This window comes from Mycobacterium sp. 2YAF39, from assembly GCF_052114565.1.
Classification (GTDB): Bacteria; Actinomycetota; Actinomycetes; order Mycobacteriales; family Mycobacteriaceae; genus Mycobacterium.
The window spans coordinates 68,708-83,179 of record NZ_JBFREZ010000010.1 but is presented as its reverse complement, the minus strand read 5'-3'; the positions used below and the strand labels follow the sequence as shown (position 1 = coordinate 83,179).

Genomic DNA, 14,472 nt, shown 5'->3' with positions numbered 1-14,472 from the left:
AGCCTCGCGTCGTCGCGGTCCGCGATGGCCCGCCATCGGCCCGCCGCACGCACCAGGAGACGCTTTATCGCGCTGATCAGCGACGACTACCACGTGGCATCCCGTCGCACTGACGTGAGGCCGGCACCTGAGATTCCGCCGGCCCCCGTTGTCGACGACCTGCCCCAGGGGTTGGCCGATACCGTCGCCGACCTCATCGGGCGACCACGTGCCAGGGGCTGGATCCATCTGTGCTCCGCGGTCGCGGCCACGGTGGGCGGACTGGCTCTGGTATCTGTGGCCGTCATCGAGTCGTCACCGAGGGCGATCCTTGCGACCCTGATCTACACCGTCACCATCGTCGCGATGTTCAGTGTCAGCGCGGTCTATCACCGCAAGCACTGGCACAACCCGGTGGTCCTGAAGTGGATGAAGCGGCTCGACCATTCGGCGATCTTCGTCTTCATCGCCGGTAGCTATACGCCGTTCGCGCTACTGGCGATGCCGCCGAACACCGGGAACCTGGTGCTGACCATCGTGTGGAGCGGTGCCGCGGTCGGAGTGGCACTGAAGATGTGGTGGCCGTCGGCTCCGCGGTGGGTGGGTGTGCCGCTCTACCTATTACTCGGCTGGGTGGCGATCTGGTTCGCAGGCAGCCTGCTCGACGGCGGCGGTCCGCTCGTCGTGGGGCTGCTCGTCCTGGGCGGGTTGCTCTACAACGTCGGCGCCATCCTCTACGCCCTTCGGTGGCCGAACCCGTGGCCGCATACGTTCGGCTATCACGAGTTCTTTCACGCGTTCACCGCAGCGGCGGCGATAAGTCACTACATCGCCGTCTGGTTCGTCGTTCTCTAGCGGAGAATCGTCGTAGGTCGCCCTCAATTTGATGAGCGCCGAGTACTAACGTCGATGGCACCGACGATGGAGGTGCACATGGCTGGGCCGATCCCTTTGGTCGACTATCTAGTGCTGGACGGCGACGAGCCGCATTTGGTCGCGCAGGAGTGCGCGAAATGCGGTGCACGTTTCTTCGACCGGCGTAACGCGTGCGCCAACTGCTTCGCCACCGACTTCACGGCGGTGCCGATCGCCACCGAAGGCACGGTCCGCGCGTTCACGATCGTCGCCTTCGCCGCTCCAGGAATTCCCACCCCGTTCGTCGCAGCGGTGGTCGATTGCGAGGGCACCCAGGTCCGCGCGAACCTCATCAACGTCGAACCCGATCCAGAGCACGTCCACGACGGCATGAAGGTCCGGCTCGCCACCCATTCGATCGGCACCGACTCCGGCGGTACCGAGGCGATCGGGTTCGGCTTCGAGCCCGTCAGCTGACGCACGCCCCACCCACTTCCAAGAAGGAGCCTCAACGATGAGCGCAAGCGACGAGGTCTGGATCCTCGGTATTCAGATGACCAAGTTCGGCAAGCACCCGGATCTCGACACGGTCGACTTGGCGGCGGAGGCGGCGACCGGGGCACTCTCGGATGCCGGTGTCACGATGGCGGACATCGGCGTGCTCGCGGCGGGCAACCTGATGAACGCCAGTGCCGGTATCGGACAACAACTTCAGAAGCAGATCGGCCAGACCGGCATCCCCGTGTACAACGTCGCCAACGCCTGCGCGACCGGGGCCACCGCGCTGCGGACCGCCATCATGGCGGTGAAGGCCGGCGAAGTCGACTACGGTCTCGCCGTCGGGGTCGAGAAGCTCTCGGGCGCAGGCCTGCTCGGTGGAGGGGGCACAAAGAAAAAGGACGCCGACACCTGGACACCGGCTGGTCGGTACGGCGCGGTCGCCCCGATCGACGGGCGGATCGGCACCGAGACCATGCCCGGTGTCTTCGCCCAGATCGGGATGGAATACGGGCACAAGTACGGCGGGACGAGCTTCGAGCTGTTCGCCAGGATCAGCGAGAAGAACCACGCCCACTCGACTTTGAATCCGCTTGCGTCCTACCAGAAGAGGTTCACGCTGGATCAGATCATGAACGATGTCATGATCGCCTACCCCAACACCCGTCCGATGTGTTCGGCCAACTGTGACGGCGCGGCCGCCGCGGTGGTCTGCAACGGTGAGACGCTGAACTCCCTTTCGCTCGAACAGCGGCGCCGCGCGGTGAAGGTGTCGGCGTCGGTGCTGACCACCGACCCCTACGAAGAGGGTTGCCAGGTCCTGCCCAACGTCAACACGTTGACACGCAAGGCCGCGAAGATCGCCTACGAGCAGGCCGGCATCGGTCCGAACGACCTCGATCTGGTGGAGCTGCACGACTGCTTCGCGACGGCCGAACTGGTGCACTACGACAACCTGATGCTGTGCGAAGAGGGCGGAGCCGCGGAGTTCTTCAACTCCGGTGCGACATGGCGGGACGGCTCGACTCCGGTGAACGTGTCGGGTGGGCTGGAGTCGAAGGGCCACCCCATCGCGGCTACCGGTATCGCCAACATCTGGGAGGTCTGCCACCACCTGCGCGGCGAGGCCGGCGACCGCCAGATCGAGAATGCGAGAGTGGGTCTTGCCCACGTCATCGGACTCGGCTCCGCGTGCGGTGTTCACATTCTGGAGAAATCAGCGGCTTGACCACTGGGCCGGCTCACTCATCGAAGGGCACTTCCGTTGACCCAGAGCGGCATTCCGCGCCGACCGCACGATATCGACGTGGCAATGTTCCGCAGTCTCACGTCGCGTGACGATGTAACCGCCGTGCAGGTGCGCGATGTCGACCACGGCACGGCGACTCGTGCGCGACTCGACATCACCGGAGCTGACGACCTGCCCGGTACGGCGTTCGTCAAACTCGCACCAACCCGGCCTGCCGAACGCTTTTTCAACCGCTTCATGGCCTTGGCGCACAACGAAGCCGAGGCCTATCTTCGCCTGCATACAGAGCTGTCAGAGGTGACGCCTGGACTGTACGGCGCGGCGTCGGATGGCCGCGGCCACGCCGTGGTCATCCTGGAGGATCTCGCCGGACGCGACGCGGTGTTCCCGCCGTTGGCGACCGGCGCGACCGCCGAACAGGCACTGGCCGTCGCAGGCGCGCTCGCGACCGTGCACCAGAAGTTCTGGAAGTCAGCACGTTTCGACGATGACCTCGCGTACCTCAGCCCGACCCGTTCCCGCAATACTCGGCTGGGCCCGCATTCCTGGCATCTGATCCGCACCATCCCCAAAGACTTCAATGACATTGTGCCGCTGGATATCCGCGATGAGGCCAAGATGCTCATCAAGCACCGATGGGCGATCGCGGCACTGTTGCGGACCTACCCGCACTCGCTCATCCACGGCGACACCCACCTTGGGAACATGTGTTTCGTCGGCGGTCGGCCGATCCTGTTCGACTGGCAGGTCACGTCTTGCGGACCTGCCGTCAAAGATCTCGCCTACTTCGCCGCCACGTCCATCGACACCGACACCCGCCGTGCCATCGACACCGATCTGGTACGCACCTACGTCGATGCCCTCAACGCCGACGGCACCACCCGATTGACTTTCGACGACGCGTGGGACTCGTATCGCCTCCTGGCCTTCACCGGTTTCATCGCCGCAGGCGTCACAGCGGCTTTCGGTCGTCGCTTGCAGGGCGAAGCCCCGACGCGCGCGGGTCTCGACCGGGCGGTGCAGGCGCTTCGCGATTTTGATTCACTGAGTCTGCTACGCGCCCGACTGGCCTAATCGGGATCGGCGCATTTTGTCTAGGTCGCCTCGTCGACTCCATCGAAGACCTGGATAGCGTAATCGAACGACTTTGGTGTGACGCCCATTTGGCGGCCGAATGGATGGTCGAGCCAGAAGATGAGGAAGAGCAGCAGGCCGAGCAAGATGGCGATCGCGCTCGACAGAATCATGTGATTGCGGCGGTAATCCAGATGGGTGAAGCCGATCAGTCCGATGAGCAGGACAGCCCCGAAAAGCAGACCTGCCCACAACAATCCCGGTATCCGCGGCGTTGTATCCAATATTCGGGTGCTGCGTTGCGACATCAAGACATTGAGCTGGTCGCGGATCTCTGCATTGATCGGATTGGACGCGCCTGACTGTTGACTGCCGAGCACGCGGTACATGTCGGTAATCGCCGCTCGGGCTCCACGGCTCGCGGTAGCGTTGCCTTGATCGTCCCATTCGGCTTCGACGGAAACGGTGTAGTTGCGCAGCAGCTTGCGCATGGTCTCCTGCTCCGGCGGAGCCAAGCTGATGGTCTGCCGGTACATCGTGGCCAAGGTCGATGACTCATTGGTGACGTTCGCCTCGGCAGAGGAGAACTGCTCCCATGCGACGACGACGGTGAATCCCAACAGTGCGCCATACACGAGGGCGACTGTGGTGACGAACGACGCCAGAGACCCGGTTTCCTGTTTGGTGTCCGGATGGTAGACCGTCTTGTTGGCGAGCCATACGCTGCCGACAGCCAACAAAATTGATACTGCAAGGACCGCGGCCAGAAACAGCGACATCCCCAACAGGTTCATTCCGCCCATTGCCCGCCTCCTAAGCGCAGTGTCTGCTAATCGGGGTCGGCGAAAACCGGCTTCTCCCCCGACATTCCGGCCATCACGGCGGCGATCTGATTGGGCTTACCGATCAGGCCTTCTTGAAGCTCTGATTCGCGCGCGAGGGCGGCCGCGGGATCGTTGCCCGCCCACGTCTCGTCGTAAAGGCGCTTTGCGGCGCGGACCGCGTCCGGGGATTTCTGCGCGATCTCCTCGGCGAGCGCCAGCGCCGCAGACAGCGGATCCTCTTCAGTCCGGGTAACCAGCCCCAGCTCGCGGCCCTCGCTGCCCGAGACGATGCGACCGGTGAAGGTCATCTCTTTGGCGACGTCGATCGGCAGGAGTCTCGGCAGCGTCTGCGTGATCCCCATATCGGGTACGAGGCCCCACTTGATCTCCATGATGCTCAGCTTCGCGTCCGGCGTGGCGATCCGGATGTCGGCGCCGAGTGCGATTTGCAGGCCGCCGCCGAAGCAGTTGCCGTGAATCGCGGCGATGACGGGCGCGGGCACCAGTGACCAGTCGTAGGTAACCCGCTGAGCGAAATTCGCAATCCGCTTCTCATCGCGGTCCAGCAGAATGCCCGTGCCGCGTTCACCGCTCATGAAACTGGCGACATCCAGACCCGAGCAGAAGCTCTTACCCTCGCCGTGGAGCACGACCGCGCGAACGGCCGTATCGGCTGCCAGCTGTTCTGCGGCATCCACCAGGCCTTGGAACATGGCCTGGTCGAGTGCGTTGTGCTTATCGGCCCGCACCATCGTCGCCGTCGCCACACCGTTGTCGCCGACCTGCACACGAACTCTGTCTTCGCTCACGCATCGCAATCTATCGCGATGCGGTCCGCTCAAGAATTGTGGAGCCAAACAGGACGATCAGAGACCGGGCAGACAGTTTATGAATGGAATGCACGGCGGGGGCGGAGGCGGCGGCGGGCCGGGAGGCTGGCCCGGGATCATCACCGGCTTGGTCAGCGGCGCGGCGGGATCGAAGTAGAAGGTGTGGCAGACGTTCATATCCCACTCCGGAATCGGAGACATCCCCGAACCCGGGCACCAGATCTGACCGCAGACACCATTCGCATCGCAGGTACCCGGAGGTCCCTCGGGCGGAGCGCACGGCGGTGTATTCGCATTCGATGGTGAGCAGAACGGCGCGGCGTTGGCCGTGCCGGAGGGCGCCACCACGAGCGCGATGTTGAAACCTACGGACGCGAATGTGGCGGTCGCCAACGCTCCGATGAGGGCTCTGCGCATACCAGGGTCCTTGTCTTCATGCCCAGCCTCAATGGACGGGTCGTTGCGCCAAGTACACATGGACGTGTCGCCTACCGATCCCAAGATTGGCGTCGACGCAGGAATCCAGCACCTGCGTTGGCGCAATTCCTCACTAGGCTGCCGATATGGCGAGGCGCGCGACATCGGGTGGTGGCCGCCTTTCGGTCGACGACTGGATACAGGCCGGCTTCGCCATCGTCGCCGAGGAGGGAATCCGGGCTCTCAAGCTTGAACGGGTTTGCGCGTACCTCGGCGTGACCAGGGGAAGCTTCTATTGGCACTTCGACGACATGGCGAGCTATCGCGCAGCGTTGGTGTCCTCGTGGGGCGAATTGCGCGACACCGACCGTCAGGTGTTCGCCCGCCTACGTGAGATGCCCCCGCGGGAGCGATTGTCGGCGATGGTGGAGTCATTCATCACTCCACGTCACTGGACGCTGGAACGGGTGATGCGCGAATGGGGCCGCACCGATCGAGCGGTGGCTTCGAGCGTGCGGGCCGCCGACAAGCGGGTGTTGAACGCCGCACGCGACACGTTCCGCGATCTGGGGTTTCCACCGGAGGAAGCCGATACACGCGCGAAGGTGTTCTTTGCCACCGGTGTCGGCCTACTGCACCTATCTGATCCGCGGCCCGACCGCGCGACGGTGCGCGAGTGGGAGCAATTCGTGGACTTCATGGTCAAACGCTGAGCTGGCGCTGAAGTCGTCACGACCTATTCACATACAAAAAGGTATGGTAGCGTCCGCCGCGTGGCACTCGTGGATGCGACGTCGGCTCGCTGACGTGAGCGCTTCGTGGGCATCACCCCGAAATGCGGTCATCAAGGTCGCCGGTGTGATCACGGTGCTGGCCATGGTCGGCGTGCTGGCTTTCGTGTGGGTGCAATTCCGCGGCGGACTGGCCCCGACCACAAAGCTCACACTGCTGGCGAGTCGCTCGGGCCTGTCCATGGACCATGGGTCGAAGGTCACGTACAACGGTGTCGTGATCGGCCGTGTCACCGCGGTGGAACCGGACTCGTTGGACAAAACCACCAGGGCGAAGATCACCCTCGAGGTCACCCCCGACTCGCTGGCCTCGATCCCGGCGAACGCCACCGCCACCATCAAGGCCAGCACCGTGTTCGGCAACAAATATGTGGCCTTCTCCTCACCGAAAAACCCGTCACCTGAGTCTCTTTCGCCGAGCCAGCCGATCGACGTGTCGTCCGTGACCACGGAGTTCGACACACTGTTCGAGACCATCATGTCCATCGCGGAGAAGGTGGACCCGATCAAGCTCAACGCCACCCTGAGCGCCACCGCGGAGGCACTCACCGGGCTCGGAGATAAGTTCGGTCGTTCACTGGTCGACGGCAACGCGATCCTCGATCAGGTCAATCCACGAATGCCGCAGGTGCGCTATGACATTCAGCGTCTCGCCGACCTGGCCGACATCTACGCCGACGCCTCACCGGACCTGTGGGACGCACTGCGCGACGCAGTGACCACCGTCAAAACTCTCAACGGCCAGCGCGACGAACTCGACGCCGCGTTGATGGCATCGGTCGGATTCGGCAATACCGGCGCAGATATCCTTCGCCGCGGCAACCCATTTCTCGTCCGCGGCATGGCCGATCTCGTCCCGACCGCTGATCTTCTCGATGAATACAGCCCACAACTGCTGTGCATGTTCCGCAATTACCACGATGTGGCACCAAAGGTCGCGGCGGCTTCGGGGGGCAACGGGTATTCGGCGGTGACCAACTCCGCCGTTCTCGGGGCTGAAAACCCATATGTCTACCCCGACAACCTGCCTCGCACCAATGCCAGCGGCGGCCCGGGCGGAAAGCCAGGATGCTGGCAGCCCATCACCCGGGATCTGTGGCCTGCTCCCTACCTTGTCACCGACACCGGCGCCTCCATCGCCCCGTACAACCACATGGAACTCGGCCAACCCATCCTGAACGAATACGTCTGGGGCCGTCAGGTCGGAGAGAACACGATCAACCCATGAGAATCTCCGGCACGGCAATCAAACTCGGCGCTTTCTCCGCGGTGCTGTTGGCCCTGACTGGATTCATCATCGTGGTCTTCGGTCAGCTGCGATTCGATCGCACCGCCACATACTCAGCGGCATTCAGCAGTGTCAGCGGCCTGAAGGCCGGCCAGTTCGTGCGCGCTTCGGGCGTCGAGGTGGGCAAGGTATCGAAGGTGCGGCTGGCCCCGGACGGTGGACACATCATCGTGGACTTCGACGTCGACCGCTCGTTGCCGCTGTTCGAGTCGACCACCGCGTACATCCGCTACGCCGACCTGGTCGGCAACCGCTATCTCGAATTGCAGCGCGGCCAAGACGCTGCCCGAATTCTGCCGCCCGGCGGCAGCATTCCGATCACCCAAACCCAGCCTGCGCTGGACCTCGATGCGCTCATCGGGGGATTCAAGCCGCTGTTCCGTGCTCTGGACCCGCAGAAGGTCAACAACATCGCGACCTCACTGATCACGGTCTTCCAGGGCAAGGGCGGAACCATCAACGACATCCTCGATCAGACGGCGCAATTGACATCGGCTCTGGCCGACAGCGACCAAGCCGTCGGCGAGGTCATCGACAACCTGAACACCGTGCTTCGGACCACCGTCACCCACCAACGCCAGTTCGACCAGACCATCGACAATCTCCAGCAGCTGATCAGTGGCCTCAGGGATCGTGCCGACCCGATTGCCGACGGCCTGGCCCACATCAGCGACGCAGCAGGCTCGGTCGCAGATCTGCTCGCCGACAATCGCCCCGTGCTCGCGGACACCGTGACGCACCTGCAGAACATCCAGGGTCCGCTCATCGAGAAGCAGGACCAGCTCGACGACCTACTCACCAAACTGCCCAATGCGCTACGGATCATCGGTCGCATCGGCGGTATCTACGGCGACTTCTTCAACTTCTACCTGTGCGACGTGGCGCTCAAAATCAATGGCCTGCAGCCCGGTGGGCCGGTGCGCACCGTCAAGGTCCTGTCGCAACCCACGGGTAGGTGCACGCCCAAATGAGGATTCTCGAGGAGGGCAATCGCGGCCGCACCGGCCTGCTGGGCGTCATCATCGTCGCGCTCGTGATCGGAGTCGGACAAAGCTTCGCCAGCATCCCCATGCTGTTCGCGCAGCCGGTCTACTACGGCCAGTTCAGTAACTCGGCCGGGCTGCACACCGGCGACGAAGTCCGCATCTTCGGCATGAGGATCGGTACGGTCCGCTCGATCGCACTGGACCCCGAATATGTCACGATCGGCTTCTCCGTGGACTCCACCACGATCGGCACCGGCAGCCGGCTGGCCATCCGCACCGACACCATCCTCGGCAAGAAGACGCTCGAGATCGAACCGCACGGCACCGAACCCCTACGACCCAACGGGGTGCTGCCGATCGGGCAGAGCACCACCCCGTACCAGATCTATGACGCCTTCTCCGACGTCACCAAGACCGCGGCGGGCTGGGACTTCGACACGGTCAAACAGTCGCTGAGGGTCCTGTCGGAGACGCTGGATCAGACCGCCCCGCACCTATCGGCCGCGCTGGACGGCGTGGCCCGCTTCTCCGACACCATCGGCAAGCGTGACGAAGACATCAAGTCTCTGCTCGCAGACGCCAACAGGGTCGCCGGTGTCCTGCGTGATCGCAGCGGGCAGGTCAACGAATTGCTGGTCGGCGCCCAAACACTCCTGGCCGCGATCAACGGCCGCGGGCAAGCGATTGACGCTCTGCTGCAACGGGTTTCCGAGCTGTCGACGCAAGTGCAGGGCTTCATCGCCGACACCCCCAACCTCAAGCCGGCACTTGATCAACTGCGCACCATCAGTGGTCTGCTCGTCGCGCACAAGGACGACCTGGCCGACGTGCTCACAACACTGAGCAAGTTCACCGCCTCGCTGGCCGAAGCGGTCGGTTCCGGGCCGTACTTCAAGGTCATGATCGCCAACCTGCTGCCCTACCAAATCCTGCAGCCCTTCGTCGATTCGGCGTTCAAGAAGCGAGGCATCGACCCGGAAGAGTTCTGGCGCAACGCCGGACTGCCCGCATTTCGTTTTCCCGATCCCAACGGCCAACGATTCCCCAACGGCGCGCCGCCACCGGCGCCCACACCGCTGGAAGGCACGCCAGAACATCCCGGACCCGCCGTGCCAGCCGGCTCGCCGTGCTCGTATACGCCGCCCGCAGACGGGATCCCGTCGCCCGGCAATCCCCTGCCATGCGCCGCGCTCGATCAGGGGCCGTTCGGCGCGGTCCCCGGCGGCTTCGCGCCGCCACTCGTACCGCACTCGATGCCCGACCCGCAGGCACCCGCGGCGGCCCCGGGGATACCGAGCGCCGCCATCCCGGGCCAACTCCCGCCGACTGCTCCGGGTCAGCCGGTGCCCATCGCGCCCGGGCCGCCAGGCGCACGCACCGTACCGCTGGACCCACTGGCGCCGCCCGATGCGCCCGGAACGGGGGGCTGACCCGTGTCCACGATCTTCAATATCCGCGGGTTGAAGGCCCCGAAAATTCGGCGGCGCACGCTCATCGCCGCGGCCGCTGTAGCGGTGTTGGGCATCGCCGCGGCGATCGGCGGCTATCAGCTCTACGACAAACTCACCACGATCAGCGCCGTGGCCTACTTCACCGACACGCTCTCGCTGTACGCCGGAGACGAAGTGCAGATCCAGGGAGTGCGCGTCGGCACGATCGACGCAATAGAACCCGCGGGCGACAAGATGAAGGTCAGGTTCCACTACGACCGCGAATACAAGGTTCCGGCCGACGCCACCGCCTCAATTCTCAACCCCAGCCTGGTCGCCTCCCGCGCCATCGATCTCTCACCGCGCTATACCGGCGGACCGCAACTGGAGAACAACGCAGTCATCCCGCTGGACCGCACCCAGGTGCCTGTCGAGTGGGATGAACTACGCGGGCAGCTCACCAACGTCGTCACTCAACTCGCACCTACCGCAGGAGCGCCCAAGGGCCCCTTCGGCGAAGCCATCGAATCCTTCGCCGACGGTCTGGCCGGCAGGGGACAGCAGATCAACACCACACTGACCAACCTGTCCGAGGCGCTCACCGCGGTGAACGAGGGCCGTGGTGATTTCTTCGCGGTCCTCAAGAGTCTGGCGGTGTTTGTCAACGCTCTGCACGACAGCGACCAGCAATTCGTCGCGCTCAACAGCGATCTGGCCACCTTCACCGGATCGCTCACCAACGACGATCGCGAACTGGCCAATGCGATCGATCAGGTCGACCAGCTGCTGGCGACAACCCGAAAGTTCGTGGAGGACAACGGTCCCGCACTGACCAAGGACATTCAAAACCTCGCCGACGTCACCAACACGATTCTTCAGCCACAGCCGCGCAACGGATTGGAGACCGCCCTGCACGTGCTGCCCACCATGGGCACCAACTTCACCAACATCTACGACCCCGCCCACGGGGCGCTGACCGCGATACCGGTCGTCAGCAACTTCTCAAACCCAATGCAGTTGATCTGCAGCTCAATCCAAGCGGGCAGCCGGCTGGGCTACCAGGAATCCGCCGAACTCTGCGCGCAGTACCTCGCTCCGATTCTCGATGCCATCAAATTCAACTTCCCCCCGTTCGGAACCGTCCCGTTGGCCACTGCGGACCTGCTACCCAAACATGTCGCCTATTCCGAGGAACGGCTGCGACCGCCGCCGGGCTACAAGGACACCACCGTGCCGGGCATCTGGTCGCGAGACACGTTGTTCTCACACGGAAACCACGAACCGGGCTGGATCGCCGCGCCCGGAATGCAGGGAATACAGGTGCAACCGATGACCGCCAACATGCTGACACCTGATTCGCTGGCCGCGTTGCTGGGCGGGCCCGACCCAGGACCTCCGCCGCCTGCTGGCCCTCGCGGCGGAGCCCCGCCGAACGCCTACGACCAGAACAATCCGCTACCGCCACCCTGGTATCCGCAACCACTGCCCACGCCCAGCGCGCCGGTGCCTGCTGGATCGCCACTACCCGCCGAAGCAGGGGCAGGCCGATGACCGCGGTACGGCGAGCCGTCCGGGCCACCGCCGCATTGCTGGCCGCGGCGGTACTACTGACGGCGTGTGGATCCTGGCGAGGCATCAGCAATGTTCCGATGCCGGGCGGACCCGGCAGCGACGGGCGGTCCTACCGGATCTACGTTCAGGTGCCAGACACGTTGGCGCTCAACGTCAACAGCAGAGTACGAGTGGCCGACGTCTTCGTCGGCAGGGTGCGGGCCATCGGGTTGAAGAACTGGATCGGCACTCTGACCATCGACCTCGACAAGAGTGTCGAACTCCCCGCGAACGCCACCGCCAAGATCGGGCAGACCAGCCTGTTGGGAAGCCAGCACGTGGAGCTGGAGTCGCCGCCTGACCCCGCACCGCAGAGGCTGCGCGACGGCGACACCATCACGCTGGCGAACACGTCGGCGTTCCCCACCACAGAACGGACTCTGGCCAGCGTGGCCACCGTACTTCGCGGCGGAGGCATCTCCAGCCTCGAGGTGATCAGCAATGAAGTCGACGCACTGCTCGATGGCCGGGGCGACCAGATCCGGCAATTCCTCGACAAACTCGACACGTTCACCGCCGAAGCCAATGCGCAACGCGGCGACATCAAACGCGCGGTCGACTCCATCAATGAGCTGGTGTCGATCGTCGCCGACCGCACCGACACCCTGGATGCCGTGCTCACTGACATCCCGCCGCTGGTGGAGCATTTCAATGACACCCGCGACCTCGGTGGCGACGCGGTGCAGGCGCTGGGCGAGTTCGGCGCTCTGGTCGATGAGGCGCTGACACAGTCGCGTCAGAACATCGACCACAATCTCGCTGCGCTGCAGCGCCCGCTCAGACAACTCGGCCGTGCCGCACCGTATTTGGCCGGTGCGCTCCGATTGATAGTGTCACTGCCTTTCACCATCGACGAGGTCCCGAAGTTGGTCCGCGGTGACTACGCGAACATCTCAGCGGTCCTGGACCTGACCCTCAGTTCGCTCGACAACGCATTGCTGACGGGTACTCCGTTCTCCGGTGCGTTGCGCGCCCTGGAACAGTCGTGGGGCCGCGATCCGTCGACCATGCTCCCTGACGTCAGGTTCACGCCGAACCCCGCCGATGTCCCGCCCGAGCGGGGCGAATGACCGATGCTGACCCGTTTCATACGCATTCAGTTGGTGCTGTTCACCATCCTGACGGTCATCTCTCTGATCGCTTTGGGTTGGTACTACCTGCGGATCCCGACGCTGCTCGGTTTCGGGCAATACACGTTGCACGCCGAACTTCCCGCGTCGGGTGGGTTGTACCCGACCGCCAACGTCACCTACCGAGGCGCCACCATCGGCAGGGTCACCGCCATCCAGACCACCAGAACCGGCGTGCGGGCGACGATGGAAATCGATGACAGTTACAAGATTCCCGCCGATGCCAGTGCGAACGTGCATTCCGTTTCGGCGGTCGGCGAGCAGTATCTCGACCTCGTGTCGGCCACCGGTAGCGCGAAATATCTCGCCGATGGCCAAACCATCACCGACACAACGGTTCCCGCCGAAATCGGTCCCGCACTCGACGCGACCCAGGCCATGCTCTCGGCGCTGCCGAAGGAGAAGATCGACTCGCTGTTGACCGAGACATCACAAGCGGTCGGCGGGCTCGGGCCGTCGCTGCAGCGACTGGTCGACTCCACCCAGTCGGTCGTCGGCGACTTCAACGCCAACATCGACGACCTCAACGCCATCATCGACCGGTCCGCCCCCATCATCGACAGCCAGGTCAACTCCGGCGACAACATCGCCCTCTGGGCCGCGGACGTGCGGACCCTCGCCGCGCAGAGCGCCGAACGCGACGGCGCGTTGCGCAGCATCCTGAACCAGGCAGGGCCCACCGTCGACCAGGTCGACTCTCAGCTGAACCAGGTTCGCGAGCCATTGCCCCAAACGCTCGCCAATGTAGAGATCGTGCTCGACATGCTCAAGCGCTACCACAAAGGCGTCGAACAGGGATTGGTTGCACTGCAACAAGGTTCGGCTATCGCGCAAACCGTCGCCGCACCCTTCCCCGGTGCTGGGGCGCTCGACTTCAGCCTGTCCATCAACCAGCCTCCGCCATGTATGACCGGCTTCCTGCCCGCCTCCGAATGGCGATCCCCCGCCGATACCAGCACCGCGCCCCTGCCCGAGAACACCTACTGCAAGATTCCCATGGATACCCCGGCCAACGTCGTTCGCGGCGCACGCAACTACCCGTGTGTCGACGTACCCGGTAAGCGAGCGGCCACCCCGCAGGAGTGCCGCAGCACCGAACCGTACGTGCCGCTCGGCACCAACCCGTGGTACGGCGACCCGAACCAAATCGTCAGTTGTCCCGCCCCGGCCGCACGTTGTGACCAATCGGTACAGCCCGGCCGGGTGATACCCGCACCGTCGGTCAACAACGGGATCAATCCCCTGCCTGCCGACCGGCTGCCCGGCCCAGTGCCACCCGTGAGTGATCCGCTCTCGCCACCGGGGTCAGGCACCGTGCAATGCAATGGGCAACAGCCCAATCCGTGCACCTACACCCCGAGTGCGCTGCCCCTGCCTGTGGACAGTTCGCAACGCGGGACGGTGCTCGGGCCTGACGGAATGCACTACACCGTCCATAATTCGACCGTGTCCGCGGACGAGAGTTGGAAGGAAATGCTCGCGCCGGCCGGCTAGCGCACGGATCGATCTG

At 64.2% G+C, this 14,472-nt stretch carries 14 protein-coding genes; 11 read left to right on the top strand and 3 right to left on the bottom strand.

All coding sequences use genetic code 11. The features are described 5' to 3' along the window. Positions 1 to 24: 24 nt before the first annotated feature. The 4 genes from trhA to AB4Z42_RS24315 all read left to right on the top strand — a co-directional run bounded on the left by trhA (position 25) and on the right by AB4Z42_RS24315 (position 3,655). Positions 25 to 834, top strand: coding sequence for a PAQR family membrane homeostasis protein TrhA (gene trhA / locus AB4Z42_RS24330; RefSeq protein WP_442011793.1), 810 nt, complete (start codon positions 25 to 27; stop codon positions 832 to 834). 78 nt (positions 835 to 912) lie between these two features. Further along, positions 913 to 1,311, top strand: coding sequence for a Zn-ribbon domain-containing OB-fold protein (locus AB4Z42_RS24325; RefSeq protein ID WP_442011792.1), 399 nt, complete (start codon positions 913 to 915; stop codon positions 1,309 to 1,311). 37 nt (positions 1,312 to 1,348) lie between these two features. Beyond that, entirely contained in the window at positions 1,349 to 2,560 is a 1,212-nt protein-coding gene (locus AB4Z42_RS24320; protein ID WP_442011791.1) for a thiolase family protein, read from the top strand. Positions 2,561 to 2,644: 84 nt separating this feature from the next. Next, positions 2,645 to 3,655, top strand: coding sequence for a phosphotransferase (locus AB4Z42_RS24315; RefSeq protein ID WP_442011790.1), 1,011 nt, complete (start codon positions 2,645 to 2,647; stop codon positions 3,653 to 3,655). A 20-nt stretch (positions 3,656 to 3,675) separates the two neighbouring features. Here the strand turns inward: AB4Z42_RS24315 and AB4Z42_RS24310 are convergent, their stop codons facing one another. The 3 genes from AB4Z42_RS24310 to AB4Z42_RS24300 are packed head-to-tail and all read right to left on the bottom strand — an operon-like array spanning position 3,676 to position 5,726. After that, the gene (locus AB4Z42_RS24310) at positions 3,676 to 4,458 is read right to left on the bottom strand and encodes a bestrophin-like domain (protein WP_442011789.1); all 783 of its coding nucleotides are present in this window, start codon (positions 4,456 to 4,458) and stop codon (positions 3,676 to 3,678) included. 26 nt (positions 4,459 to 4,484) lie between these two features. Beyond that, a complete protein-coding gene (locus tag AB4Z42_RS24305) occupies positions 4,485 to 5,288 on the bottom strand; it encodes a crotonase/enoyl-CoA hydratase family protein (RefSeq protein ID WP_442011788.1) in 804 nt (267 codons plus the stop codon). Between the two features lie 57 nt (positions 5,289 to 5,345). After that, the gene (locus AB4Z42_RS24300; RefSeq protein WP_442011787.1) at positions 5,346 to 5,726 is read right to left on the bottom strand and encodes a hypothetical protein; all 381 of its coding nucleotides are present in this window, start codon (positions 5,724 to 5,726) and stop codon (positions 5,346 to 5,348) included. A 146-nt stretch (positions 5,727 to 5,872) separates the two neighbouring features. Here AB4Z42_RS24300 and AB4Z42_RS24295 point away from each other — a divergent pair, with 146 nt between their 5' ends. From AB4Z42_RS24295 to AB4Z42_RS24265, 7 genes are all read left to right on the top strand, one after another. Beyond that, positions 5,873 to 6,439: a TetR/AcrR family transcriptional regulator gene (locus tag AB4Z42_RS24295; RefSeq protein ID WP_442011786.1), complete on the top strand. Its 567-nt coding sequence runs from the start codon at positions 5,873 to 5,875 to the stop codon at positions 6,437 to 6,439. Positions 6,440 to 6,512: 73 nt separating this feature from the next. After that, positions 6,513 to 7,745, top strand: a complete 1,233-nt coding sequence (locus AB4Z42_RS24290) for an MCE family protein (protein WP_442011876.1) — start codon at positions 6,513 to 6,515, stop codon at positions 7,743 to 7,745. Beyond that, positions 7,742 to 8,776 (top strand): virulence factor Mce family protein, encoded by a 1,035-nt coding sequence (locus AB4Z42_RS24285; RefSeq protein ID WP_442011785.1) that lies wholly within the window; start codon positions 7,742 to 7,744, stop codon positions 8,774 to 8,776. The genes AB4Z42_RS24290 and AB4Z42_RS24285 overlap by 4 nt, the downstream gene beginning before the upstream one ends. Further along, a complete protein-coding gene (locus AB4Z42_RS24280) occupies positions 8,773 to 10,221 on the top strand; it encodes an MCE family protein (protein ID WP_442011784.1) in 1,449 nt (482 codons plus the stop codon). Before AB4Z42_RS24285 ends, AB4Z42_RS24280 begins: the two co-directional genes overlap by 4 nt. 3 nt (positions 10,222 to 10,224) lie before the next feature. Then, positions 10,225 to 11,772, top strand: coding sequence for a virulence factor Mce family protein (locus AB4Z42_RS24275; RefSeq protein ID WP_442011783.1), 1,548 nt, complete (start codon positions 10,225 to 10,227; stop codon positions 11,770 to 11,772). Continuing rightward, positions 11,769 to 12,902: a virulence factor Mce family protein gene (locus tag AB4Z42_RS24270; RefSeq protein WP_442011782.1), complete on the top strand. Its 1,134-nt coding sequence runs from the start codon at positions 11,769 to 11,771 to the stop codon at positions 12,900 to 12,902. Before AB4Z42_RS24275 ends, AB4Z42_RS24270 begins: the two co-directional genes overlap by 4 nt. A 3-nt stretch (positions 12,903 to 12,905) precedes the next feature. After that, positions 12,906 to 14,456 carry an MCE family protein gene (locus AB4Z42_RS24265; RefSeq protein ID WP_442011781.1) on the top strand — a complete coding sequence of 517 codons (1,551 nt, stop codon included), beginning with the start codon at positions 12,906 to 12,908 and terminating at the stop codon, positions 14,454 to 14,456. Positions 14,457 to 14,472 lie beyond the last annotated feature (16 nt).

Bases quoted from the DNA above. Each gene is read 5' to 3' on its own strand.
- trhA (WP_442011793.1), top strand. From the start codon at position 25: ATGGCCCGCCATCGGCCCGCCGCACGCACCAGGAGACGCTTTATCGCG.
- AB4Z42_RS24325 (WP_442011792.1), top strand. From the start codon at position 913: ATGGCTGGGCCGATCCCTTTGGTCGACTATCTAGTGCTGGACGGCGAC.
- AB4Z42_RS24320 (WP_442011791.1), top strand. From the start codon at position 1,349: ATGAGCGCAAGCGACGAGGTCTGGATCCTCGGTATTCAGATGACCAAG.
- AB4Z42_RS24315 (WP_442011790.1), top strand. From the start codon at position 2,645: ATGTTCCGCAGTCTCACGTCGCGTGACGATGTAACCGCCGTGCAGGTG.
- AB4Z42_RS24310 (WP_442011789.1), bottom strand. From the start codon at position 4,458: ATGGGCGGAATGAACCTGTTGGGGATGTCGCTGTTTCTGGCCGCGGTC.
- AB4Z42_RS24300 (WP_442011787.1), bottom strand. From the start codon at position 5,726: ATGCGCAGAGCCCTCATCGGAGCGTTGGCGACCGCCACATTCGCGTCC.
- AB4Z42_RS24295 (WP_442011786.1), top strand. From the start codon at position 5,873: ATGGCGAGGCGCGCGACATCGGGTGGTGGCCGCCTTTCGGTCGACGAC.
- AB4Z42_RS24290 (WP_442011876.1), top strand. From the start codon at position 6,513: ATGCGACGTCGGCTCGCTGACGTGAGCGCTTCGTGGGCATCACCCCGA.
- AB4Z42_RS24285 (WP_442011785.1), top strand. From the start codon at position 7,742: ATGAGAATCTCCGGCACGGCAATCAAACTCGGCGCTTTCTCCGCGGTG.
- AB4Z42_RS24280 (WP_442011784.1), top strand. From the start codon at position 8,773: ATGAGGATTCTCGAGGAGGGCAATCGCGGCCGCACCGGCCTGCTGGGC.
- AB4Z42_RS24270 (WP_442011782.1), top strand. From the start codon at position 11,769: ATGACCGCGGTACGGCGAGCCGTCCGGGCCACCGCCGCATTGCTGGCC.
- AB4Z42_RS24265 (WP_442011781.1), top strand. From the start codon at position 12,906: ATGCTGACCCGTTTCATACGCATTCAGTTGGTGCTGTTCACCATCCTG.